The sequence below is a fragment of the Vaginisenegalia massiliensis genome (assembly GCF_900604935.1).
GTDB classification, from domain to species: domain Bacteria; phylum Bacillota; class Bacilli; order Lactobacillales; family Aerococcaceae; genus Vaginisenegalia; species Vaginisenegalia massiliensis.
In genome coordinates this window covers 18,545-44,527 of record NZ_UWPC01000003.1, presented here as the reverse complement: position 1 = coordinate 44,527, position 25,983 = coordinate 18,545, and the positions used below count along the sequence as shown (strand labels likewise).

23 protein-coding genes are annotated in these 25,983 nt (G+C 37.3%); 20 read left to right on the top strand and 3 right to left on the bottom strand.

Going from position 1 to position 25,983, the window contains the following annotated elements:
• Window positions 1–141: 141 nt before the first annotated feature.
• The 11 genes from dnaN to dnaB all read left to right on the top strand — a co-directional run bounded on the left by dnaN (window position 142) and on the right by dnaB (window position 12,600).
• Window positions 142–1,290: a DNA polymerase III subunit beta gene (gene dnaN / locus EIH20_RS02340; protein WP_124057758.1), complete on the top strand. Its 1,149-nt coding sequence runs from the start codon at window positions 142–144 to the stop codon at window positions 1,288–1,290.
• 170 nt (window positions 1,291–1,460) lie between these two features.
• The gene (gene yaaA, locus EIH20_RS02335) at window positions 1,461–1,703 is read left to right on the top strand and encodes a S4 domain-containing protein YaaA (RefSeq protein WP_124057757.1); all 243 of its coding nucleotides are present in this window, start codon (window positions 1,461–1,463) and stop codon (window positions 1,701–1,703) included.
• Window positions 1,700–2,833 (top strand): DNA replication/repair protein RecF, encoded by a 1,134-nt coding sequence (gene recF, locus EIH20_RS02330; protein ID WP_124057756.1) that lies wholly within the window; start codon window positions 1,700–1,702, stop codon window positions 2,831–2,833. The genes yaaA and recF overlap by 4 nt, the downstream gene beginning before the upstream one ends.
• On the top strand, window positions 2,826–4,745 hold the full coding sequence (gene gyrB / locus EIH20_RS02325) for a DNA topoisomerase (ATP-hydrolyzing) subunit B (protein WP_124057755.1): 1,920 nt from the start codon (window positions 2,826–2,828) through the stop codon (window positions 4,743–4,745). The genes recF and gyrB overlap by 8 nt, the downstream gene beginning before the upstream one ends.
• Before the next feature lie 26 nt (window positions 4,746–4,771).
• Window positions 4,772–7,285 carry a DNA gyrase subunit A gene (gene gyrA, locus EIH20_RS02320; protein WP_124057754.1) on the top strand — a complete coding sequence of 838 codons (2,514 nt, stop codon included), beginning with the start codon at window positions 4,772–4,774 and terminating at the stop codon, window positions 7,283–7,285.
• Between the two features lie 128 nt (window positions 7,286–7,413).
• Entirely contained in the window at window positions 7,414–7,710 is a 297-nt protein-coding gene (gene rpsF / locus EIH20_RS02315) for a 30S ribosomal protein S6 (RefSeq protein WP_124057753.1), read from the top strand.
• A 32-nt stretch (window positions 7,711–7,742) separates the two neighbouring features.
• Window positions 7,743–8,252, top strand: a complete 510-nt coding sequence (ssb, locus tag EIH20_RS02310; RefSeq protein WP_206424092.1) for a single-stranded DNA-binding protein — start codon at window positions 7,743–7,745, stop codon at window positions 8,250–8,252.
• A gap of 22 nt (window positions 8,253–8,274) precedes the next feature.
• Window positions 8,275–8,511 carry a 30S ribosomal protein S18 gene (gene rpsR, locus EIH20_RS02305; protein ID WP_124057751.1) on the top strand — a complete coding sequence of 79 codons (237 nt, stop codon included), beginning with the start codon at window positions 8,275–8,277 and terminating at the stop codon, window positions 8,509–8,511.
• A gap of 136 nt (window positions 8,512–8,647) precedes the next feature.
• The gene (locus EIH20_RS02300; protein ID WP_124057750.1) at window positions 8,648–10,651 is read left to right on the top strand and encodes a DHH family phosphoesterase; all 2,004 of its coding nucleotides are present in this window, start codon (window positions 8,648–8,650) and stop codon (window positions 10,649–10,651) included.
• Window positions 10,648–11,100, top strand: a complete 453-nt coding sequence (rplI, locus tag EIH20_RS02295) for a 50S ribosomal protein L9 (RefSeq protein WP_124057749.1) — start codon at window positions 10,648–10,650, stop codon at window positions 11,098–11,100. Before EIH20_RS02300 ends, rplI begins: the two co-directional genes overlap by 4 nt.
• A 123-nt stretch (window positions 11,101–11,223) precedes the next feature.
• Window positions 11,224–12,600, top strand: coding sequence for a replicative DNA helicase (gene dnaB, locus EIH20_RS02290; protein WP_277423376.1), 1,377 nt, complete (start codon window positions 11,224–11,226; stop codon window positions 12,598–12,600).
• Between the two features lie 76 nt (window positions 12,601–12,676).
• Here dnaB and EIH20_RS02285 read toward each other — a convergent pair whose 3' ends face one another.
• The 3 genes from EIH20_RS02285 to EIH20_RS02275 are packed head-to-tail and all read right to left on the bottom strand — an operon-like array spanning window position 12,677 to window position 15,811.
• Window positions 12,677–13,969 carry an adenylosuccinate synthase gene (locus tag EIH20_RS02285; protein WP_124057747.1) on the bottom strand — a complete coding sequence of 431 codons (1,293 nt, stop codon included), beginning with the start codon at window positions 13,967–13,969 and terminating at the stop codon, window positions 12,677–12,679.
• A 12-nt stretch (window positions 13,970–13,981) separates the two neighbouring features.
• Window positions 13,982–14,875 (bottom strand): cation diffusion facilitator family transporter, encoded by an 894-nt coding sequence (locus EIH20_RS02280; protein WP_124057746.1) that lies wholly within the window; start codon window positions 14,873–14,875, stop codon window positions 13,982–13,984.
• 12 nt (window positions 14,876–14,887) lie between these two features.
• Window positions 14,888–15,811, bottom strand: coding sequence for a C39 family peptidase (locus EIH20_RS02275; RefSeq protein ID WP_124057745.1), 924 nt, complete (start codon window positions 15,809–15,811; stop codon window positions 14,888–14,890).
• A 263-nt stretch (window positions 15,812–16,074) separates the two neighbouring features.
• On the opposite strand from EIH20_RS02275, the gene EIH20_RS02270 reads away from it, so the two are divergent.
• The 9 genes from EIH20_RS02270 (at window position 16,075) to EIH20_RS02230 (ending at window position 25,981) form a co-directional block, all read left to right on the top strand.
• Window positions 16,075–16,410 carry a MerR family transcriptional regulator gene (locus tag EIH20_RS02270; RefSeq protein WP_124057744.1) on the top strand — a complete coding sequence of 112 codons (336 nt, stop codon included), beginning with the start codon at window positions 16,075–16,077 and terminating at the stop codon, window positions 16,408–16,410.
• A 17-nt stretch (window positions 16,411–16,427) separates the two neighbouring features.
• The gene (gene glnA / locus EIH20_RS02265; RefSeq protein ID WP_124057743.1) at window positions 16,428–17,774 is read left to right on the top strand and encodes a type I glutamate--ammonia ligase; all 1,347 of its coding nucleotides are present in this window, start codon (window positions 16,428–16,430) and stop codon (window positions 17,772–17,774) included.
• A gap of 173 nt (window positions 17,775–17,947) precedes the next feature.
• The gene (locus EIH20_RS02260; RefSeq protein ID WP_124057742.1) at window positions 17,948–19,126 is read left to right on the top strand and encodes an acetyl-CoA C-acetyltransferase; all 1,179 of its coding nucleotides are present in this window, start codon (window positions 17,948–17,950) and stop codon (window positions 19,124–19,126) included.
• A 317-nt stretch (window positions 19,127–19,443) separates the two neighbouring features.
• A complete protein-coding gene (locus EIH20_RS02255; RefSeq protein ID WP_124057919.1) occupies window positions 19,444–19,995 on the top strand; it encodes a dCTP deaminase/dUTPase family protein in 552 nt (183 codons plus the stop codon).
• Between the two features lie 21 nt (window positions 19,996–20,016).
• Window positions 20,017–21,399 (top strand): DNA repair protein RadA, encoded by a 1,383-nt coding sequence (gene radA, locus EIH20_RS02250; protein WP_124057741.1) that lies wholly within the window; start codon window positions 20,017–20,019, stop codon window positions 21,397–21,399.
• Between the two features lie 36 nt (window positions 21,400–21,435).
• Window positions 21,436–22,557, top strand: coding sequence for a PIN/TRAM domain-containing protein (locus EIH20_RS02245; RefSeq protein WP_124057740.1), 1,122 nt, complete (start codon window positions 21,436–21,438; stop codon window positions 22,555–22,557).
• A gap of 37 nt (window positions 22,558–22,594) precedes the next feature.
• Window positions 22,595–24,067, top strand: a complete 1,473-nt coding sequence (gene gltX, locus EIH20_RS02240) for a glutamate--tRNA ligase (protein ID WP_277423375.1) — start codon at window positions 22,595–22,597, stop codon at window positions 24,065–24,067.
• 79 nt (window positions 24,068–24,146) lie between these two features.
• Window positions 24,147–25,568, top strand: a complete 1,422-nt coding sequence (gene cysS / locus EIH20_RS02235) for a cysteine--tRNA ligase (RefSeq protein ID WP_124057739.1) — start codon at window positions 24,147–24,149, stop codon at window positions 25,566–25,568.
• Window positions 25,568–25,981, top strand: a complete 414-nt coding sequence (locus EIH20_RS02230) for a Mini-ribonuclease 3 (protein ID WP_206424091.1) — start codon at window positions 25,568–25,570, stop codon at window positions 25,979–25,981. Before cysS ends, EIH20_RS02230 begins: the two co-directional genes overlap by 1 nt.
• Window positions 25,982–25,983: the final 2 nt, after the last annotated feature.

The window sequence follows — 25,983 nt, the reverse complement described above, 5'->3', positions numbered from 1 at the left end:
AGTCGATTTATTGACACCCTTGTTAACATGCTAATCTGTTCCTTGGGCTAGCTTTAAGCCTCTTTTGAACATGATTAACAGCCCCTATTACTATTACTATTTATTTATAATAATTTATATTGAATAAAAAGGAGTAACATCATGAAATTTACCATTCAAAGACAAGCCTTGATTAATCAATTAAGTCATGTCACTCGAGCTATTTCATCAAAAGCGACCATCCCAGTCTTAACAGGTATTAAAGTTACAGCTAGCCATCAAGGATTAACCTTAATCGGTTCAGATGCTGACATCTCAATTGAAAGTTATTTACCTCAAGCTGATGATCAAATTAAATTAACCATTGAAAAAACAGGTTCTATCGTTTTACCAGCTCGCTTATTTAATGAAGTTATCAAAAAATTACCTACCCCGGAAGTTACCATTGAAGTAAATGAGAATTTTTTAGCTACCATTTCATCTGGAACAGTTGTTTTTGAAATCAATGGTGTAGATGGTCAACAATATCCTCAATTACCAGAAATTAGTTCTGATCAAAAAATTGCTCTACCAACTCTCTTATTTAAACAAATGATTAACCAAACAGTGTTTGCGACTTCCAATCAAGAAAGTCGTCCAATCCTAACAGGCATTAATTTTAGTTTAAAGGTTGATCAATTAAGTGCCGTTGCAACTGATAGTCATCGTTTGAGTAAACGAACGATTCCTTTGAATCAAAATGAATTATCTTTAACCGATCAAACCCTAACGATTCCTAAAAAGACTATGATTGAATTAAGTCGTATTGTTGAAGATAATCAAGAATTGTATATGACTTTAATGGCTCAACAAGTCATCTTTACTGTGGATAACTTAACCATTTATTCTCGCCTTCTTGAAGGAAATTATCCGGAAACAGATCGTTTAATTCCAAATTCACATCAAACGGAATTAATTGTGAATGCCAATGAATTCTTAGCTGCTATTGATCGAGCTTCTTTAATGGCTCATGAAGGTAAAAATAATGTTGTTCAGCTTGAAATTGATGATCAGAAAGTTGAGTTATCGGTTCAAGGTAATGAAGCAGGTCATCTAGCTGAAGAGATTGCTTATCAATTAGCAGAGGGTGATGCTATTAAGATTTCTTTCAATCCTGATTATATGAAAGACGCCTTGAAATCATTTGGTGATGTCGATGTTAAAATTGGCTTCCAATCACCTGTACGTCCTTTATTACTTTCTGCCGTTGTAGAACAAGTTCAAGAGAATAATCAATTGTTACAATTATTAACGCCAATTAGAACCCATTAAAATTTATAATTTTAAAAAAACAGGCTATTTTAGCCTGTTTTTTTATTTTAAGGCGTTTAACTAATTTTATAGTTAAAAAGCATAGAGCCTATAATTTTTGAGAAAAATTTGTAGTTTAGCTATTAAAAGGGTATAATTTAAAATGTAAATTAAGGGATATAGGTGATGATATGACAAAGAAATTAGTTGAAATTAACGATAGCTTTATTACTCTAGGTCAATTACTTAAACATGAAAGTATTATTGGCAGTGGTGGAATGGCTAAATGGTATTTAGCTGAGCATACCATCTATGTTAACGATGAACCAGAAAATCGTCGTGGCAAAAAATTAAGTCACGGTGATTGCATTCATCTAGTTGATGAAGATTTGGAGCTGACCATCCATTCAACTGTTCAAACGATGGATTCATGAGACTTAAACAATTAAACTTAGAAAATTTTCGTAATTACCCACAATTAAATTTGGAGTTCAATCATGGACTAACCATATTAACCGGTGAAAATGCTCAAGGAAAAACAAATCTCCTTGAGGCCATTTTTTTGTTATCGCTAGCAAAGAGTCACCGATCTAATCATGATAATGAAATGATTCGTTGGCATGAAAATTCTGCTCGTGTTACTGGTTTAGTCGAGACTGAACATTTTGAATTTCCCTTAGAATTGATTTTGACTAATAAAGGTAAAAAAGCTAAATATAATCACCTAGAACAAGCTAAATTAAGTCATTTTATTGGCAAGTTGAATGTTATTCTTTTTGCCCCTGAAGATATGCAACTAATTAAAGGTTCACCTGCTTTTAGAAGAAAATTTTTGGATAGTGAATTGGGCCAATCTCACCCTGTTTATCTGAATGAATTACTAGAATACAATCGTATTTTAAAACAGCGAAATACTTACTTAAAGCAATATAGTCATTCAAATCAATTTGATAATGTTTATTTTAGTATCTTAACTCAACAATTAATTGACCGTGCTGTGAGTATTGTGCGTTATCGTTCCAATTTTGTTACATCGTTAAATCAGCTAGCTCAACCCATTCATCAAGCCTTATCAAATGAGCGTGATCAACTAGGCATGATGTATCTTGCTTCAAGTTCTCACTTAGATTATCAAGTAGATGAAGCTGAATTAAAAAGTCAGTTTCAAGCTTTATTTGAATGCTCTTTTATTCGTGAAAAGGATCAAGCAACAACTTTATATGGTCCTCATCGTGATGATTTAGGGTTATATATTAATGACAAGAAAGCGGTAGATTTTGCTTCACAAGGTCAACAACGAACAACTGTCTTAAGTTTAAAATTGGCTGAAATTGAATTAATGAAAGAATTAAAGGGAGAATATCCCATCCTCTTACTGGATGATGTCTTATCAGAATTAGATGATGCCCGTCAGCATTTACTTATGTCTTATATTGAAAAAAAAGTTCAAACCTTTTTAACAACCGCGACAATTCAAGGTTTGAAACTTCATCAATTATCTGATGCGGATATTTTTTATGTGGAAAATGCAAATGTTTATAAAGGAGAATCATTAAATGGTTGAAAATCTTAATCAAACGGCTTATGATGCCAATCAAATTCAAGTCCTCGAAGGTTTAGAAGCCGTTCGTAAGCGACCAGGTATGTACATTGGTTCGACCAGTGGCGAAGGTTTGCACCACTTAGTCTGGGAAATTGTGGATAATTCAATCGACGAAGCTTTAGCCGGTTACTGTGATCATATTGAAGTATTTATTGAAGCTAATAATAGTATTACCGTTGTGGATAATGGTCGTGGGATTCCTGTTGATATTCAAACGAAAACTGGTCGACCTGCGGTTGAAACAGTCTTTACTGTTTTGCATGCTGGAGGAAAATTCGGCGGTGGTGGATACAAAGTGTCCGGTGGCTTACACGGTGTAGGTGCTTCGGTTGTAAATGCGTTATCAACTGAATTAACAGTACAAGTATCCCGTAATGGTAATTTGTATCAACAAACTTATCATCGTGGTTTGGTTCAAGGTGACTTAGCGATTGTCGGAAGTTCAGATGAAACTGGAACTCGCGTGAATTTTGTTCCAGATCCGGCTATTTTTACTGAAACAACTGATTTTAATTACGAAAAATTAATGAAACGTGTGCGCGAATTAGCCTTTTTAAATAAAGGTTTACGTATTTCTATCGAAGATAAACGTGAGGACCGCCAAAAACATGATTCATTTTATTTTGAAGGCGGTATTAAATCTTATGTTGAGTATATAAATAAAGATAAGACCGTTCTTTTTGATGAACCTATCTATATTGAAGATCAAGTCGATGATATTCAAGTTGAGGTTTCTATGCAATATACGGATGGTTATCACATGAATATTGTTTCGTTTGCTAATAATATTCATACACACGAAGGTGGAACCCACGAATCTGGTTTTAAAGCAGCTTTAACTCGGGTCGTGAATGATTATGCTCGTAAAATGAACTTAATCAAGGAAAATGATGAAAACTTAATTGGAGAAGATGCTCGAGAAGGTTTAACCGCTATTATTTCTGTAAAACATCCAGATCCTCAATTTGAAGGTCAAACAAAGACTAAATTAGGCAATTCAGAAGTCAGAGCCATTACTGACCGTTTATTCTCTACTGGATTTGAAACTTTTATGTTAGAAAATCCTAAAGTTGCAAGAATGATTGTTGATAAAGGGATTCTAGCATCAAAAGCCCGTAATGCAGCAAAACGAGCGCGTGAAATGACTCGACGTAAAAATGTATTGGAAATTTCGAATCTTCCAGGTAAATTAGCCGATTGCTCGAGTAAAGAAGCTGAAAAATGTGAACTTTTTATCGTCGAAGGAGACTCAGCCGGTGGGTCAGCTAAACAAGGACGTTCGCGGATGTATCAAGCTATTCTACCAATTCGTGGAAAAATTTTGAACGTTGAAAAAGCAACCATGGATCGCATTTTAAATAACGAAGAAATTCGGTCGCTATTTACCGCCATGGGTACTGGCTTTGGTGGCGAATTTGATGTCGAAAAAGCTCGTTACCATAAATTAATCATTATGACTGATGCTGATGTCGATGGCGCTCATATTCGTACTCTTTTATTAACACTTGTCTTTCGATATATGCGTCCATTATTAGATGCTGGCTATGTTTATATTGCACAACCTCCTTTATATCAAATTAAACAAGGTAAAAAAGAAACCTATATTGATAGCGATGAAGCTTTAAAAAATTGGCAAAAAGAGAATCCAGAAGCTAAATACACAATTCAACGTTATAAAGGTCTTGGAGAAATGGACTATGAACAACTTTGGGAAACAACTATGAATCCCGCTAATCGCCGTCTATTAAAAGTTTCGGTTGAAGATGCTATTGAATCTGACCAAGTTATGCAAATGTTGATGGGAGATGAGGTTGAACCTCGTCGTCTCTTTATCGAAGAGAATGCGGTTTATGTTCAAAATCTAGATATTTAACAACTGGAAGAAAGGAAAGATAAATCATGACTGAAATATTCGGTGAAAGTCCGCGCGAATTTGAGACAATCAATTTACCTGATGAAATGCGGACCTCATTTTTAGATTATGCCATGAGTGTTATCGTGGCTCGTGCTCTTCCAGATGTTCGAGATGGCCTTAAACCGGTTCATCGCCGAATTTTATTTGGAATGAATGAATTAGGGGTTACCCCGGATAAACCACATAAGAAATCAGCCCGGATTGTTGGGGATGTCATGGGTAAATATCACCCTCATGGAGACTCAGCTATCTATGAAGCTATGGTCAGAATGGCTCAACCGTTCTCTTATCGGCAAATGTTAGTCGATGGACATGGTAACTTTGGTTCAGTGGATGGTGATGGTGCTGCGGCTATGCGTTATACGGAAGCTCGTATGAGTCGTATTGCAACGGAAATGCTGAAAGATATCAATAAGGATACGATTGATTTCCAAGATAATTACTCGCAAGAAGAGAAAGAACCGGTTGTTTTACCAGCTCGCTTCCCTAACCTATTGGTAAATGGAGCTTCAGGTATTGCTGTTGGGATGGCAACTAACATTCCGCCACATAACTTAGGTGAAGTTATTGATGCTCTCGTTTTACTGATAAAAAATCGGGAAGTTACAGTGAGTGAATTAATGGAAGTTCTACCTGGGCCTGATTTTCCAACGGGTGGTATCGTGATGGGTAAATCCGGTATCCGTAAAGCCTATCAAACAGGTAAGGGCAAAATTATTGTGCGTAGCCGAGTTGAAATTGAACAAATGGCCCATGATAAAGAACGGATTATCGTAACTGAATTACCTTATGCTGTTAACAAAGCTCGAGTGGTCGAACGAATTGCGGAATTAGCACGTGAGAAAAAGATTGAAGGTATTACTTATGTAGCGGATGAATCTGGCCGTGAAGGAATGCGGATTGTCGTAGAAGTGCGTCGCGATCAATCAGCCTCTGTTGTATTGAACAATTTGTATAAATATACCCCACTTCAAACTTCTTTTGGTTTTAATATGTTAGCCATCGACCAAGGAGTACCTAAAATTCTTTCTTTGAAAGACATATTAACTAAATATCTTGAGCATCAAGAAGAAGTTGTTCGTCGTCGTACCCTTTTTGAAAAGAAAAAAGCAGAAGATCGGGCCCATATTTTAGAAGGATTACGAAAAGCGCTTGATGTCATTGATCAAATTATTGCAATCATTCGGGGATCTCGTGATTCGGAAGTAGCAAAACAAGAATTAATGGAACAATTTGCCTTTACACCGATTCAAGCTCAAGCGATTTTGGATATGCGCTTAGTTCGGTTGACCGGTTTAGAAAGAGAAAAAATTGATGCTGAATATAATAATTTAATGGAATTGATCCGACGTTTAAATGAAATTTTAGCAAGTGAAGCTCGTTTGTTAGAAATTATTGAAGATGAATTATTAGACATCAAACAACGCTATAATGATCCTCGTCGGACAGAATTGAGAATTGGTGAACTCTTAAGCTTGGATGATGAAGATCTGATTGAAGAAGAAGATGTTCTTATTGCTTTAACGGCTAATGGTTATATCAAACGCATGACCGAAGATGAGTTTCAGGTGCAAAATCGTGGAGGTCGTGGAGTTAAAGGTATGGGTATGGCTGATGATGACGATATCCAAAGTCTAGTATCGTGTTCAACCCATGATCAATTACTCTTCTTTACAAATCGTGGTAAAGTATATCAATTGAAAGCATATGAAATTCCTGAATATGGTCGAACTGCTAAAGGAATTCCAGTTGTTAATTTACTGAATATTGAAAAGAATGAATTTGTTAAAGAAATAGTTCCAATTAATCAGACTGAATCTGTACAAAATCTATTTTTTGTAACCCATCAAGGTACTGTTAAACGGACTGAAGCCAAAGCTTATGGTAATATTCGTAATAACGGCCTAATTGCTATTAACATGAAAGAGGACGATCAATTAGTTAATGTGTTGATTACGAATGGTCAACAAACGATTATTATCGGAACTCATGAAGGATATGCTATGACCTTTAGTGAAAATGATGTTCGTTTGATGGGACGCACGGCGACAGGAGTTCGAGGTATTAAACTACGGTCTGAGGATTATGTAGTCGGGGCCGCTGTTTTAAATGAAGACAGCGAAGTCCTAGTTGTGACCGAAAAAGGTTACGGTAAACGAACCCCTGCGAAAGAATATGCAGTGAAAAATCGGGGTGGTAAAGGGGTTAAAACGTCTAACATCAGTGAAAAGAGCGGTAAACTAGCTGGAATTGTTGCTACTGATGGTAATGAAGATCTGATGATTATGACGGATCAAGGGGTTGTTATCCGCTTTAGTATTGCAAGTATTTCGATGACTTCGCGGGCAACTTTGGGTGTTCGAATGATTAAACTGGATGATACAGCCAAAGTAAGTTCCATCACTAAAATCTTAAAATCTGAAGGAGCTATCGAAGTTGAAGCTACAGAAATTGATCAAAGTTTAGCTAGCGAAGATGATGATAGTGATGAAGAATAAATTCTTTTAAAAAATGATTGTTTTAATCATTAAGAAGTAGTATAATCTTAAAATGTGAGAATTTGCTTATATAAGCAATCCTCTCCTTGCTCATTTTGAGCCAATAGACCAAAAGGAGGTGCAACCAGATGGAATCAACTAAATATGAAATCCTTTATATTATTCGTCCTGATATGAACGATGATGCTAAGAAAGAATTAGTAGAACGTTTCGATAGTATCTTAACAGATAACGGTACGGAGATTGTTGAATCTAAAGACTGGGCTAAAAAACGCTTTGCATACGAAATTAACGATTACAAAGAAGGTATCTACCACTTAGTAAACGTTACTGCTACAGATGCAAAAGGGATCAATGAATTTGATCGTTTAGCTAAAATCAGTCGTGACATTTTACGTCATATGATTATCAAGCTTGAAGATTAATTTGTTTCACGTGAAACACTTTTAGGAGGAAAATTATGAATACAGTTCAACTGGTCGGACGCTTAACTCGAGAAGTTGATTTGAAATTTACTTCATCAGGTACCGCTGTTGGTACATTTTCAATCGCTGTGAATCGTAATTTTACTAATCAACAAGGTGAACGCGAAGCAGATTTTATCAATTGTGTGATTTGGCGTAAAGCTGCTGAAAACTTTGCTAATTTTACTCGCAAAGGATCGTTAGTAGGTATTGAAGGTCGAATTCAAACTCGATCTTATGATAACCAACAAGGTCAAAAAGTTTATGTTACAGAAGTAGTCGTAAATAACTTTGATTTACTTGAACCACGTTCTGTTACTGAGCAACGTCCAGTTGGTGATCAACGTCCTGCTAATCAAGGCTACCAAAACCAAGCATCTAATTATCAAGCAAATAACAATAATTCAAATTTCTCATCTTTCAATAATAATCAGTCAGTCTCCTCTCCATTTATTGAAGATGGACGGCCAATTGATATTTCTGAAGATGACCTACCGTTTTAAGATTAAATAAGGAGGAATTCTAATGGCTGGACAACGTCGTGGCGGAAGAAGAAGAAAAAAAGTATGTTTCTTCTCTGCAAATCATATTGAATATATTGATTACAAAGATGTTGATTTATTAAAGAAATTTATTTCTGAAAAAGGAAAAATTTTACCACGCCGTGTAACGGGAACAAGCGCTAAACACCAACGTAAATTAGCTGTAGCTATCAAACGTGCACGTGTTATGGGCTTACTACCATTCACAGTACAAGATTAATAAATTAATAGAAAGAGTGCTTCGGCACTCTTTTTTTTTTTTTGTAATGGTGTTTCACGTGAAACATTATGACATGGCGAAAGTATGAAAAATGTGGTAAAATAGGCTATTATAGTGGTAGTGAGGTGATATTTTTTTGAAGAGTAAATGGAAAGAGTTTTTTGATGTTTTTCATTCACTAGCTATGAGTTGGCAAATTTATACTCTTTTGATAATCTATCTAAGTATTATGGTTGTAGCCTTTATCTTTAAAGTACAGATTGGCTGGCTACTTTTATTTTTTCTATTATTACTGTTGATATTTGGTGTATTCAACTATAAAAATTTCTTGAAAGAAACGAATATCTTAGCAAATGAATTGTCAAAGAAAACTAAAATGATTCAAAATGATGCCCTGTTTCAATCACCCTTGGCAATTTTAATATATGATAACAATTATCGAGTTAAATGGGCAAATCCAGGTTTTCAGAAAATGGTTGGCAACAAAACGGTGTTAGGACAAGAACTAAGTGAAATTGTTGAAGAATTGAATGTTTTAAAATCAATTAAAGATGATCATCAATGGCATATTTGTTCTTTTCAAAATAAATATTATAAAGTTATGCATAAAGCAGAAGACCAATCTTTCTACTTTTTAGACATTGATATAGAATATCGTTTAAATGAGCAACGTAAACACGATCGTTTAGTCTTAGGTTATATCTATTTAGATGACTATGATGAATTAGTTCAAACAATGACAGATCAAGAAGAAGCTCAGTTCAAAACCGAATTATTAAAAGATTTCACTAAATGGTCTAATCGCGACAACTTCTATCTAAAACGTTTAGATGATGATCAATACATTATGATTGCAAATTTAGCCATGCTAGAAAAAATGGAACATGAAAAGTTCAAACATCTAGAGGAAATTAGGCAAAAAGAGTTTATCAAACACGTCCCTACTTCTATTAGCTTAGCCATCAGTTATTCGCAAGCAGAGACATATGATTTTAATCAAATAGCGAATCAGGCCCAAAAGAATCTGGAGCTAGCCTTTGGTCGTGGTGGAAATCAAACCGTTATTCGTTCTCTTGAAGGAAAAGCACGTTTTTATGGTGGACAAAATCATCAAAGTGATAAACGTAGTATCGTTCGTTCAAAATTAGTTTTTCAAGCATTATTACACTCCATTCAGCAAGCAGATCAAGTATATATTGTAGGGCATAAACGGCCTGACTTAGATTCCATTGCTTCGGCACTTGGTCTGTTTCGCTTAATTTCAAGTTATAAAAAATCAGTTAGAATTATCTTAAATCAAGATACCTTAAATCATAATGTACAGCATCTACTATCAGATGCCTCTATTCAAAAAGATTGGGCACAGATATTTATTACACCTGAAGCAGTTACTGAAAAGGTAACTGATCAATCCTTAATTATTATGGTCGACCACCATCGTCCACTATTAAGCGAAGCAAAAGATTTGGTTTGTCATCATGACGTTGTGATTATTGACCATCATCGCAGGAGTGAAGATTTTCCAGAACATTCTGTCCTTACTTTTATTGAACCATCGGCTTCATCAACTTCAGAATTAATCACCGAGTTCTTTATTTATATGCGAAACAATAGAAAAACTCTTTCAAAATTTGATGCGACTGCATTACTTGCTGGAATAATCGTAGATACAAATAATTTTGCTCAACGGACGAGTTCACGAACCTTCGATGCAGCTTCTTACCTCAAATCCAAAGGTGCGGACATGGTGCAAATCCAACGATTTTTAAAAGAAGATATTGCCAGTATTAAGCAACGTAATCGGTTAATTGATCAGGTAAGTTTTCCGTTTACGGGAATTGCTATCGTGGAAGCTGATGATCAGGAGATATATTCGACGGTTATGGCGGCTCAATCAGCTGATGAACTATTAAAATTAAAAGATATAGAAGCATCCTTTGTTGTATATCGACGAGATAAAGATACAGTTGCTGTAAGTGCGCGGAGTTTGGGAGATATTAATGTTCAAACGATTATGGAAAAATTAAACGGAGGCGGTCATTTATCTAATGCAGCTACCCAAATTAAACAGACAAGCACTCAAAAAGTTGCACAGCAATTGAAGGAAGAAATAATCAATATGTTGGAGGAATCAAAATGAAAGTTATCTTATTACAAGATGTTAAAAAACAAGGAAAAAAAGGCCAAGTGATTGAAGTTTCTGATGGCTATGGTCGTAATTATCTAATTAAAAATAATTTGGCCAAGTTAGCGGATAATTCAGCTATGAGTCAATTAAATGCAGAAAATGAAGCCAAAAAACGGATTGCAGCTGAAGAATTAGCAGAAGCGAAAAAATTAAAAACAATCATTGAAGACGAAAAAACAGTTGTTGAGATTGAAGCTAAATCCGGTGATGATGGTCGTCTATTTGGAACAATTCCATCTAAACAAGTTGCTCAAGAGCTTGAAAAACAATATTCAATTGCGATTGATAAACGAAAAATTCAAATGACACATAATTTATCTTCGTTAGGATATCATAATGTTGAAGTCAAATTACACCATGAAGTTACAGCTAACATTCGTGTTCATGTGATTGAAAAATAAAGTTTAATCGCAAAAAAGAGCCCTTTTTATTCGTAATTAGCGAACTGAGAGAGCTCTTTTTTTATTGAAATATAGGGTAAATTTTAGTACACTTAATCAGTGAGAATGAGAGAAGGTGAATACGTGGAACAGACAGTATTTGAAAAAACATTACCATATAGTATTGAAGCAGAAATGTCAGTCTTAGGTTCATTAATCATTGATCCAATAAAAATGGGAGCTGTTCAAGCTATCATTGAAGAGGACGATTTTTATAAACGGTCTCACCAACTGATTTTTGCTGCCATGAACAAAATTTTTGATAAAACAGGAATTATTGATGTTGTCACTTTAGTCAATCAATTAGATGCTTATGATGAATTAGAAAATGTGGGCGGCCATGATTATTTAGTTGAGGTTTCCACCTATACACCTTCCTCAGCTAATGTGGAAGAATATGCCCATATTGTTAAAGATAAGTCGACCTTACGACGTTTAATCGCCGCAACCCAAACGATTTCTAATGATGCCTATGAAGAAGGCGATGAAGTAGATAATATTATTGATCGCAGTGAAAAATTAATATTATCTATTGGCGAAAATAGTCAAAAGAATAAGCCAAAAGAAATGAAATATCTGGTGGCGGAAGCCTTCGAGCGTGTGGTTAAATTATCGGAAGAGCATCGGGAAATTGTCGGGTTACCAACGGGATATATTGATTTAGATCGAATGACTAGTGGTTTTCAGCCTGATCAATTGATTATTATTGCAGCTCGTCCATCGGTAGGTAAAACCGCTTTTGCCTTAAACATCGCTCAAAACGTAGCTACCAAGGCTAAAGTACCTGTAGTAATCTTCTCGCTTGAGATGGGAGCTGTGGACTTAGTTTATCGGATGTTGTGCGCTGAAGGTAATATTAATGCCTCTAACATGAAGACTGGCCAGTTAACTGATGAAGAATGGGCTAGTTTTACAGTTGCTACCGACACCTTAAAAGATGCCCAAATTTTTATTGATGATTCAGCAGGGATTAAAGTATCTGAAATTCGGGCTAAATGTCGCCGCTTAAAACAAGAAATACCAGAACTTGGTTTGGTCGTTATTGATTATTTGCAATTGATTGAAGGAACTGGACGTGAAAATCGTCAACAAGAAGTATCTGAAATTTCACGTCAATTGAAGAAATTAGCTAAAGAATTGCAGTTGCCAGTTATTGCTTTATCTCAATTATCACGGGGACTTGAACAAAGACAGAATAAGCGCCCTATATTGAGTGATATTCGGGAATCAGGATCAATTGAACAAGATGCTGATATTGTTGCTTTCCTCTATCGAGAAGACTATCATCAACAAGATGGGGATGAAGATAGTGGCCATCAAGATGATTTACCGGATAATACGGTAGAAGTTATTTTAGCTAAAAACCGGTCTGGAGCTCGTGATACAGTTAAACTACTCTTTAAAAAAGAATACAATAAATTTTCTAGTCTTTCTTATCTTCCAGAAGCACCAAATTTTTAGAATATTAAGCATGAAAAAGAACCGCAATCAGTTAGTGAATTCACTTTCTGGTTGCGGTTCTTACTTGTTATATAAATTAGTTATCCCAAACGTTTTTGATAATCATGGTTTGTTCGCGGTTAGGACCAACGGATAAAGTAGCTAATTCAACACCTACTAATTGGCAAATACGTTTAACATAATTTTGCGCATTGGTTGGTAATTCATCGAAGTTTTGACATTGAGTAATATCTTCGGTCCAACCAGGTAATTCTTCAAAGATTGGTGTACAATCGGCTAATAATTTAAGACTTGCTGGATAGTATTCAATGGTTTGGCCTTGGCTTGTTTGATAAGCTGTGCAAATTTTAACGGTTTCGAGTCCAGTAAGTACATCAATACTATTTAATGACAAATCAGTGATACCAGAAACGCGACGTGAATGACGCATTACGACGCTATCGAACCAACCAACCCGTCGTGGTCGACCCGTTGTTGTGCCGTATTCACGACCTACTTCTCGAATTTGATGACCAATTTCGTCGAATAATTCGGTTGGGAATGGACCGTCACCAACCCGAGAGGTATAGGCTTTACATACACCTACAACGCGATTAATTTTGCAAGGACCAATACCATTACCCACTGTCACGCCACCAGCGATTGGGTTAGAAGAAGTAACGAATGGGTATGTACCGTGGTCAATATCTAACATAACCCCTTGAGCTCCTTCAAAGAGGACTTTCTTACCTTGATCAAGGCCATCATTAAGGATGACAGAGGTTTCAGCAACATAGTCTTTGATTTGTTGACCATATTCATAATATTCATCTAAAATCGTTTGATAATCTAAAGGTTCTGCCCCATAGACTTTTTCAATTATTTTATTCTTTTCAGCTAAGTTTGTTTTTAATAATTCAGCGAACACTTCTTTATCAAGCAAATCGATCATTCGAATTCCTGAACGAGCGGCTTTATCTGTGTATGCTGGGCCAATGCCTTTTATGGTAGTGCCGATTTTTTTATCGCCTTTGGCTTCTTCTTGCAATCGGTCTAAAACAATGTGATAAGGTAAAATAATTTGAGCACGTGAAGAAATACGTAAACCAGAAGTATCTACACCTTCTTCGTGTAAGTAAGCTAATTCTTCTAACAAGGCTTTAGGGTTCACAACAACACCGTTACCAATGATACTTAATTTTTCTGGATTGAAGATACCAGAAGGAATCAGGTGTAACTTAAATTTTTTGTCAGCAAATTGAATGGTGTGACCAGCATTATCTCCCCCTTGATAGCGGGCAATAAATTCAGCTTGTTCACTTAAAAAATCAGTAATTTTTCCTTTTCCTTCATCGCCCCATTGGGTTCCTACAACTACTACTGATGGCATAATATTTCTCCTTTATTCGTTAGATTCATAATATGGTTCCACGTGGACATCAACATCACGTACTCCGTAATGATAGCATAAAATCTGCTCAATTTCTTGAGTAATATGATGAGATTCTACAACTGAAAGATGACGATCGATTTCAACGGTGATATCGACATAAATATATGAGCCACAGAGGCGGCCACGAATACTTGGAATAGCTTCGACACGGGGATGTTTTAAGATTAAATCTTTATAGGCTCTTAAAGCTTCTTCATCGAAACCGTCGGAAAGTGTAAAGGTGCTTTCGCTAAAAATATCGTAAGCTGTTTTGATAATTAAACAGGCCACAATAAGCGACATGAAGGTGTCGATTTGAGGAAAACCGAGGGAAGATCCGAGAATGGCAATGCTTGTTCCGACTGTCGTAAGCATGTCGCTAAACAAGTCCTTGGCTGAGGCTTTTAAGCCTAAGCTGCCCGTTTCTTTGGCTAGTTGATCCATATAACGATAGGCGATAAATAAGATAAGAATGGAAATAAGGGCAACCCAAACGGATTGCAAATTAGGTTGAAGAAATTGGTGGGTAATAAAGCGATGAATGCCCTCCTTTAGGACTTCAAAACCAATGGTAAACATAATTAATGAAGTAACGAAACTGGCTAAAGGTTCATATTTAGAATGACCGAAATGATGATCATGATCAGCGGGCCTTTTGGCGATGAGCAAGCCGATAAATAAAGTTAAGGATGAAATGATATCACTTAAATTATTTAAACCATCGGCTTTTAGAGCCGCAGAATGAAAATAATATGAGGCAATCAACTTGAAGCTGGCTAGAAATAAATAAACAATGATTCCGACACTTGCCCCTTTCGAGGCAGAGCGTTTAGAACCATTGTTATTTGTAGAATGATTTAACAAAATTGTTCCTCCCTATTTTTTGGAAATAGCCCAGTAGTTCACACCACTATCGATTAAAACCTGTTCATCAAGCGCTTGGATTGAAAACATTTTTGATGGGTCATCATTGGGGTCATTCACCAAAACTTTACCATCTTTATAGCCTCGAACGACAAGGATATGACCGACTTCAGTAAAAGTTCCGGGAGACACAGAAGCAATAATGACGGTATCTGGTTTAATAGCTTGCATGGCAGTTTGGAAGTCATTCCCATAATTGAAAAAATTATAGTTAAATTTTTGAGCGAAATCATAAAAAATATTCCAAGATGTTCCTTGCCCGGTTAGGTAGTATCGGCTGCCAGACCATTTTAAAATGTCTTTAGGGGTGATATCTTTTTGTGAGAGATAGCTGTGAGCCATGGCCAAAGAGACAATAGCACAGCCATTTTCACCTAATTGTTTGGTGCCATCAGAACCATATTCGATGTCGCGCCAACGTGGATCTTTTTGTAAGATCAAGGGGATATCGAGTTGAGGTTTGATGTCGCGAAGCGCTGGCAATTGAGCTGGACGGTTAGGAAAATATAAATATGCGACGTCATTAGGTTGTTTTTTGGCCTGTTTAATTTCTGCTTCAATTTGGGTTTTATTTTTGAGTAAATCATCTTTATAGTGATGTTGGATGATTGATTGACCTAATTGATTTAATTTTGAATCAGTCGGTTTATAAGGGTCTTGATAGGTAGCGTCTTCCTTAGTTTTAGAACTTTCATTAGCATCCGCCAAGAAGGTGGTTGTTTCTTGGACAGTATGAATTTTGTGATCTAAATGGCTTGATTGTTGGTTTTTGGCATATGATAGGTTGGTTAAATAAAAAATCAAGCTAACGCCTAGCATTATGGTCAAGCCTGTTATTAGGTAAATAAGTGAGTGCTTGTTCGAGAATTTTGGCATAAAAAGGTTTTCTCCTTTTAGAATGACTGTGTTACTTTAGCAATAGTATGCTTAAGTGTACTATTAATGATAATTATAAATCAATAATACTTTATTAATACATTAAAATTAAGGATTATGCAATAAAATGCTCAAGTTTTAAGAATAATGTAATAGCATGTTAAAATAGATGTATGTTATATTATATGACATGATGTGTTAGATAATGATTGACGGTCACTTTTTTTATAAAATATAATAGCAAAGTATTTAAGGAGTTAAAGATGAAAGCAAAAGAATTTCGAAGATCGATGGCGGTTTTTCCAATTGGAACGGTGATGGAATTAACGGATTTGACGGCTCGTCAAATTCGCTATTATGAAGCCCAAGGCTTAATTCATCCTAAGCGGAGTGACACCAATCGACGCTTGTACTCGTTAAATGATGTCGATCGTCTTTTAGAAATTATGGATTTGATTGAGGACGGACTTACCTTAGCAGGTATTCAGAAGCGGTTTAGTCAAACGAAACCGACTGAGAGCTCTGATATGGGAATGACTGACCAAGATGTCAGACGAATTTTGAGAGATGAGCTAGAGATGCAAAGTCGCTTTAATTAAAAAAATGGAGGTCATATATGACACAAGTAAAATGGACTAAAGAAACAATTTTGGCTGATGCTAAGAAAAATAATGTGCGTTTTGTTCGTTTAATGTTTACGGATATCAATGGAACCATTAAGAACGTTGAAGTTCCTTCAAGTCAACTAGAGAAAGCCTTAGATGGCATGATGATGTTTGATGGTTCTTCAATTGAAGGTTTTGTCCGTATTGAAGAAAGTGATATGTATTTAGTTCCAGATTATAATACTTGGTTAGTTTTTAATTGGAAAGATAGCGACAGTGATGCAAAAATTGCCCGTCTAATTTGTGATGTAGAATCAACCGACCGTCAACCTTTTTCTGGAGATCCACGTTCAAACCTTAAACGTATTCTTAAGAAGATGGAAGACATGGGCTTTAGCTCGTTCAACTTAGGTCCAGAACCCGAATTCTTCTTATTTAAATTAGATCAAAATGGTGAAGCAACCATGAATTTAAATGATGATGGTGGCTACTTTGACTTAGCTCCTCATGATTTAGCTGAAAATTGCCGTCGTGAAATTGTCCTACAATTAGAAGATTTAGGTTTTGAAATTGAAGCCAGTCACCATGAAGTAGCCCCTGGTCAACACGAAATCGATTGGAAATATTCAGATGCTTTAACCGCTTGCGATAATATCCAAACCTTCAAATTGATTGTAAAATCGGTCGCTCGTCGTCATAATCTTCATGCGACTTTTATGCCAAAACCGATGTTTGGTATTGCTGGTTCAGGTATGCACTGTAATTTATCGCTCTTTAACGAATCAGGTAATGTATTCTATGATGAGACAACAGAAGATCAATTATCTCAAACAGCTTACTACTTTATTGGCGGATTATTAAAATATGCTCGTGCTTTTACAGCTGTCTGCAATCCTTTAGTGAACTCATACAAACGTCTAGTTCCTGGCTATGAAGCTCCGGTTTATGTTGCTTGGAGTGGTCAAAACCGTTCGCCATTACTTCGAATTCCGGCTTCTCGGGGTAATTCAACCCGGGTTGAAGTTCGTAGTGTGGACCCAGCAGCTAATCCTTATTTAGCTTTAGCTGTATTATTAGAAGCTGGATTAAAAGGAATTGAAGATAAAATTATGCCACCAGCAGCTATCGATCGTAACATTTATGCTATGACACGGGAAGAAAGATTGGCAGAAGGTGTGAATGACTTACCAGGTTCATTACGGGAAGCTCTTAAAGAATTGAAGCAAGAACCCGTTATTTTAGATGCTTTAGGAGATCATATTGCCCAAAACTTCATTGCAGAGAAGACGATTGAATATTTCTCTTATCAAAAACAAGTGACGCAATGGGAAATTGAAAAATACTTTAATCAATATTAAACTCGTAACCAGCTCTTTGGAGCTGGTTATTTTTTTCTAATATTAAGGTTTTCAAATAAGTTGCATAAAAAAATCAGTCTTTTAGAGGCGAAAAATCGCATTTGTATGCTAAAATGAAGCCTGTTAATAAATAATTCACACTTTAACTATTCAATTGAACGGAGGAAATTTAATTGAAAGAAGTTGTCATTGTGGCTGCCGGACGGAGTCCGATTGGAAATTTTGGTGGATGCTTTAAAAATGTTTCAGCAGTTGACTTGGGTCGGCAAGTTTTGACTCAGCTCTTAGCTGAGCTTAATTTAGAACCCAATCAAATTGATGAAGTGATTATCGGTAATGTCTTGAGTAGTGGACTAGGTCAAAATGTGGCTCGTCAAGTCGCTATTCAAGCGGGGCTGCCCCATGAAGTCAGCGCTTATGCGGTAAATAAAGTGTGTGGATCTGGCTTAAAAGCCATCACGCTAGCGGCTCAAGCCATTATGACGGGCGAACATGATATTGTGGTGGCAGGCGGTATTGAGAACATGAGTCAAGCGCCTTATTTGAGCTCAAACGCTCGCTGGGGGCAACGCTTAGGTCATCAAAGCTTAATCGATTCGATATTATCTGAAGGTTTGACCGATGCCTTTGAAGGGATTCATATGGGTCTGACAGCGGAAAATATTGCTGAAAAATATGGCTATACACGTCAACAACAGGATGAATTTGCCTGCCAAAGTCAAGCGCGGGCTGCAGTGGCTATTCAGGCTCAGCGTTTTAAAGAAGAAATTGTGCCTATTCGAGTGCCTCAACGTAAGCAAGAGGATTTACTAGTTACTCAAGATGAATTTCCGCGCTTCGATACTAGCATGGATTCATTAGCCAAGTTAAGACCAGCTTTTAAGTCTGACGGAACCGTTACGGCGGGTAATGCTTCAGGGATTAATGATGGGGCAGCTATGCTTATTCTAATGTCCGCTGAAAAAGCTCAGTCGCTGGGACTGCAACCTCTCGCGACAATTCGCTCTTATGCAAGTGCGGGTGTTGATCCACAATTAATGGGTTTAGGCCCAGTGCCTGCGGTCAAGAAAGCCTTAGCTAAAGCCAATTTAAAAATTGAAGATGTCGATTTGATTGAGGCTAACGAGGCCTTTGCTGCCCAAGCTTTAGCGGTAATAGATCAATTAGAACTCGATCCTAATCGGGTCAATGTGAATGGTGGCGCCATTGCTTTAGGTCATCCAATCGGTGCGAGTGGAGCTCGGATACTAGTAACGTTAATATATGAAATGATTAAGCGTCAAGATCACTATGGTTTAGCAAGTTTATGTATTGGTGGCGGTCAAGGAATTGCCTTAGTAATTGAGCGGTAACTTAATAAGGCCACATTAAGTGACTAGTCAAGGAGATAATTGAATGTTTTAGAAGCTTGGCCATCATTAGATAAGGCCAAGCGCTAGCTGTTAAACGTTCAAATATCCCTTTTTATGTCTGGTTCAGAATATTCAGAAAATAGTGGTGAATAATAGAATTTAATGAAAATTCGTCACGAAGATGAAAATATCAAGATATTTATCAGTTTTATGCCAAATTTGTGGCAAAATTTGATAGAATAAAGCTATGTTTAATAAAAAAGTGTATTAAATGCTTAATAAATTCACTAGAAAGGGGGCCAATTTTGATGACTCAAATGCGTAAAAGAGGTTTTGAAGTGATTTCTACTTATCAAAATCAAGAGATCGAATTGCCTCAACGAGCAACCAAGCAAGCCGCTGGCTATGATTTACAAGCTGCTGAAACGGTAATCTTGCCAAGTTTTTGGCCTAAATTATTTACTTTCTTAGCTCAAGAATTAAAACAATGGATTTTTGCCAGTCAAAATACTCAAGCTGAACGCTTGGCAGTAGATAAAGCAACTCTATTAAAACCAATACTTGTGCCTACAGGAATCAAGGCCTATATGCCTGAGGATGAGTATCTTCAGTTAGTTAACCGATCAAGTAATCCTTTGAAACGGTTTTTGATTTTGCCTAATGGTATAGGAGTCATTGATGCAGATTATTATGATAATCCGTCGAACGAAGGTCATATCTATGTACAACTATTAAATTTTGGCTTGTTTGATCAAACCATCCATAAAGGAGATCGGATTGCGCAAGCTATTTTCCTTCCGTTTTTAAAAGCGGATAATGATCAGGGTGGTTTAATTCAACGTAGCGGAGGTTTTGGTTCCTCGGACTAATTGAAGGTCAAGGGTGAGATGATGGCAAAGAAGAAAATCATGTATGAATGCATGGCATGTGGTTACGAATCACCAAAATGGTTGGGTAAATGCCCTAATTGTGGGGCTTGGAATCAAATGGAGGAACAGTTAGCTGAGTTGAGTGGGACTCAGTCTTCACTTAAAGTTCAGTTAACTACTTCTAAGCGAGCTAGCCAAGGTCAAGCTAGACAACTTCATGAAATCCAATACGTGAATGAAGCTCGTACTCAGACAGGCTTTCAAGAATTTGATCGCGTCTTGGGTGGGGGTGTGGTTTCAGGCTCTATGGTATTAATTGGGGGCGATCCGGGGATTGGAAAATCAACGCTTCTACTTCAAGTATCCATCCAATTAGCCAATCAAGGCCAAAAGATTCTTTATGTTTCTGGTGAGGAAAGTCTAGCTCAAATTAAGATGCGGGCAGAAAGATTATCCCTTCATGGATCTGATTTCTATTTGTTAGCTGAAACGGATTTACAAGCAATTGCTAATGAAATGAGCCGCCTCGAACCGGATATGGTGGTGATTGATTCCATTCAAACCATGTCTGTTCCTGAACATACAGGAGTAGCAGGCAGTGTGGGTCAACTTAGAGAAGCGACTAATATTTTGATGCGAATGGCTAAAGATAATCAGATAGCAATCTTTATTGTCGGTCATGTAACCAAAGAAGGAAATATTGCCGGTCCGCGAATGTTGGAGCATATGGTCGATACCGTTTTATATTTTGAAGGAGAACGACATAATCGTTTTCGTTTGTTGCGGGCCGTTAAGAATCGTTTTGGCTCAACTAACGAATTGGGCGTATTTGAAATGATGGATGTGGGATTAAAAGAAGTACTCAATCCATCAGAGCTTTTTTTAGAAGAACGCTTAACGGGAGCGACAGGGTCGACGGTTGTAGCCTCCATTGAAGGGTCAAGGACCATTTTAGCGGAAGTCCAATCATTGATGACACCGACGGCCTTTGGTAATGCTAAACGGACAGCTAGCGGAATCGAGTATCAACGGATTTCTTTATTATTAGCGGTGATGGAGAAGCATTGTCATTTATTAGTTCAGAATCAAGATGCCTTCTTTAAAACAGCTGGTGGTGTGAAATTAGATGAACCCGCCATTGATTTGGCGATTGCCGTGAGTATTGCCTCATCCTATTGGAATAAAGCTACCCGTGTAGATGATTGTTTCATTGGTGAAATTGGCTTGACTGGAGAAATCAGACGGGTGAGTCAGATTAACGAACGCATTAAAGAAGCTGATAAATTAGGCTTTAAACGTGTTTTTATTCCTAAAAATAATTATACTAGTATCGAGGATGGCTTTAATATAGAAGTGATCCCGGTTGCAACCATTCAACAAGCGGTCAAATTAATTTTTAATTAGCTTGACCGATTATGTTCTTTTAAAGGAGGTGAGAAGATGTTTAAGAAAGTTTTGATGTTTCTTTCAGTCGTCATTGGTTTGAGTTTTGGTTTTAGTGTGGGCCCTGCTATATGGCAATCTTTGCACATCAGCCATGGTTTTCTAACCAATACCTATGTTAATGCACTTATTTTTGGCATCATTTTTATGATTGTTGGCTATTTGCTTGAACCTTATGTGGCTCGCTTAATTCGGCGGATACAAGAAACAGTCAATCGTCAAACGACAAGTACCTTGTTATTTGGAACGCTAGGCATTTTAATTGGTTTGTTAGTGGGGTATTTATTATCATTACCGTTTGCTAGTCTGGATATTCCCTTTTTGTCGTCTACTTTGCCGTTGGTCTTTTCAATTACTTTAGCACTAGTTGGTTATCAGACGGCCACTAGTCGAAAAGAGGAGTGGCGTAATCTATTTGTCCGCCATGATAAGCATGACAAGCAGCCAGTATCAGCTGTCGATGCCCAGATTCTAGAGCGTAAAGCGGGAGAAACTTTCCGCAAGTACAAATTATTAGATACTAGCGTTATTATCGATGGACGAATTGCAGACATTGTTAAGACGAACTTCTTAGAAGGCGTGATTGTGATTCCAAATTTCGTCTTAACTGAATTACAATACATAGCTGATTCATCTGATTCTTTAAAACGGGCTAAGGGTCGACGAGGATTAGATATTTTGAATGACTTACAAAAGGATTCAGAGGTGCCGATTGAATTTTATGAAGGTGATTTCGAGGATATTCCTGAGGTTGATAGTAAATTGATTCGGTTGGCCAAATTAATTGATGCGGCTATTGTAACGAATGATTATAATTTGAATAAGGTCTGCGAATTTCAAAATGTTCGAGTATTTAATATTAATGCTTTAGCCAATGCAGTCAAACCGGTGGTGATTCCGGGAGAAGAAATGAAAGTTTTGGTTATTAAAGCAGGGACTGAACGCAAACAAGGAGTCGCTTACTTAGAGGATGGCACCATGATCGTTGTTGAGGATGGTCAGTATTATATGAATGAATGGATTCGTGTGGTCGTAACGAGTGCTTTACAAACGGCTGCTGGGCGTATGATTTTTGCTAAACCAGTTCATCAACAAGATAAATTAGAAGCAGCCGAGTAGGCTCAAGAAGATAAATTATAGATTGAGGAGAATAATTATGACAAAAGTTCGGGTACGCTATGCACCAAGCCCAACAGGAGAATTACATATTGGAAATGCGCGAACAGCTTTATTTAATTACTTATTTGCTCGCCATAATAATGGGGATTTTATTCTAAGAATTGAGGATACGGATTTAAAACGTAATATTGCTCACGGTGAAGCAAGTCAACTTGCCAATTTAACATGGTTAGGTATTGATTGGGATGAAGGTCCAGATAAACCCGGCCAAGTAGGTCCATACCGCCAGTCAGAACGTTTATCGATTTATGAACCATTAATTGAACAACTTTTAGCTGAAGGTAAAGCTTATAAATGCTACATGACGGAAGAAGAGTTAGAACAAGAGCGCGAGGAGCAAAAAGCACGCGGTGAAATGCCTCACTACGCAGGTAAGCACGCTCATTTGACTCGTGAACAAGAAGCCGCTTTTGAGGCTGAAGGGCGGACGCCAGTTATTCGTTTCCGTGTTCCAACAGATGGCGTTTATGAATTTAATGATATGGTTAAAGGTCCGATTCATTTTGAAGCCAAGAGTATTTCTGGTGACTGGGTAATTCGTAAACGGGATGGCATGCCAACCTATAACTTTGCAGTTACAGTGGATGACCATATGATGGGAATTACTCACGTTTTACGGGGTGACGACCATATCGCTAACACGCCTAAACAAATGATGATCTATCAAGCTTTTGGTTGGGAATGCCCAGAATTTGGGCACATGACTTTAATTGTTAACAGCGAAACCAATAAGAAACTGTCAAAACGGGATGGATCAATTTTACAATTTATTGAGCAATACCGTAATTTAGGTTATCTTCCTGAAGCGATGTTTAACTTCATTACATTATTAGGTTGGTCACCAGTAGGTGAAGAAGAAATCTACTCACAAGCTGAATTAATTCAACTCTTTGATCCAAATCGTTTATCAACCTCACCCGCTGCTTTTGATGCGAAGAAATTAGAGTGGATCAATAATACCTATGTGAAGAAAGCAAGCTTAGCGGAAGTGACTGCTTTAGCGTTACCTCATTTACAAGCGGCTGGTCGCGTCTCTGAACAACCAGATGAAGCTGAACTCGCTTGGGTGGAAAAGGTCGTATCCTTATATCATGAGCAAATGTCATACGGTGCTGAAATTGTCGATTTATCAGCCTTATTCTTTAATGATCATTTGGAAATTGATGAAGAAAGCCGTCAAGTTCTTCAAGAAGAAACAGCTCCAATCGTCTTGGCAGCTATCAAAGAAAAACTTGCCAATTTACCGGCTGACCAATTTGTTGCCGAAAACATTAAGCCGTTGATGAAAGAAATCCAAAAAGAACATGGTATCAAAGGACGGGCTCTCTTCATGCCAGTGCGGATTGCTGTCAGCGGTCAGATGCACGGACCAGAGTTACCATTATTAATAGAAGTATTAGGCCAAACCAAAGCCTTAAATCATATTGATCAAGTTCAAGCCCAACTATAGTAAAAAGGAAACTAGCTTGCCTCATACGCGACACGGATGGGCTAGCTAGTTTTTTAAAAAGAATAAAGGAGTTTTGCGCATGCCCATTCAGTTATACAACACGTTAAATCGTCAAAAAGAAGTATTTAAACCCATTCAAGAGAATAAGGTGACCTTCTATGTCTGTGGGCCAACCGTGTATAACTATATTCACATTGGCAATGCCCGTAGCGCGGTGGCTTTTGATACCATTCGTCGCTATTTTGAATATCGTGGTTATGAAGTGAATTATGTAAGTAATTTTACAGACGTCGATGATAAGATTATTAAAGCTGCACATGCGGAAGGTTTAAGTCCAGTCGAAATTGCTAACAAATATATTGAGGCTTTTAAAGAAGATACAGCAGCCATCGGGATTAAACCGGCTACAGTTCATCCTCGGGTAATGGAAAATATACCTGAAATTATCCAGTTCGTGGAAACACTTATTGCTAAAGGCTATGCTTATGAATCTGCTGGCGATGTCTATTTCAGAACGGAAAAATTTACTGAATATGGTAGTTTATCTGACCAATCGATTAAAGATTTATTAGTTGGTGCCAGTGAACGTGTGGATGATACTATGACTGAACGCAAGGAAAATCCACTAGACTTTGCCTTATGGAAGACAGCTAAAGAAGGCGAAATAGCTTGGGATTCTCCTTGGGGTCAAGGCCGACCTGGATGGCATATCGAATGCTCAGTTATGGCAACTAAATATTTAGGTCATACAATTGATATTCATGGGGGCGGACAAGATTTAGCTTTCCCTCACCATGAGAATGAAATCGCCCAATCAGAGTGCTGCACTGGACATAAATTTGCTAATTATTGGTTGCACAATGGCTTTGTAACGATTGGTGCAGACGAAGAGAAGATGAGTAAATCATTGGGAAACTTTGTTTTATTGCGTGACTTGATTCGTGAAGTGGATCCACAAGTGGTGCGCTTCTTGTTAGCCAGTGTTCATTATCGCCGTCCTTTAAAATACGATCATAGCTCGGTTGAAGAAGCACGAACGAATCTAGCTAAGATTAAAGAAGTCATGCGTAAACTTCATGCTCGCCAAACAAGCGCTGAAAAAGAATTCCTCGTCGGAGATCAAGAAGAGCTTGACCAATTGATTCAGTTAGAAGAACAATTTGTTGAAGAAATGGACGATGATTTTAATGCCGCGAACGGATTAACGGTTATTTATAATATGGTGAGAGTCATAAACCGTTATTTGGATCACAGCCAGGTCTCTTTACCTCTATTAGAACGCATGACACAATTGCTCAGTCGTTTATTAGCGATTTTCGGTTTGAAGTTTGAATTCAACGATTTATTAGATGATGAAATTCAAGCCTTGATTGAAGAACGGACCCAAGCTCGTTTGAACAAGGATTTTGTTCGCAGTGATGAAATTCGTGATCAGTTGAAAGCCCAAGGTATCTTATTAGATGATACGCCGCAAGGAACCCAATGGAAGCGTGTCGACTAATGGATAATCATTTAAATCAACAAGCTATTCAAAGTTTAAATGGATCAGCCCTCGCTTACATGGGTGACAGTGTGTTTGAACAAGCTGTTCGACATCATGTCCTCGTACAAGGCGGAACACAAGTTCAAAATCTTCATAAAGCAGCGGTCAAATTTGTTTCAGCTCAAGCTCAAGCGCGTATTATGCACCAATGGTTAGCTGATGAGCAATTGCTAACGGCCGATGAAATTACCATCTATAAACGAGGACGGAATCATAAGGCCAATACCAAAGCGAAAAATGCTTCTATTGGTGATTACAGGCAGGCCACGGGCTTTGAAGCTTTGCTTGGTTGGCTTTATTTAACTCAGCAAGACCAACGCTTAGCTCAATTAATCGCCTTAGCGATTAAGATGATTGAAGAGGAGGATTAAGT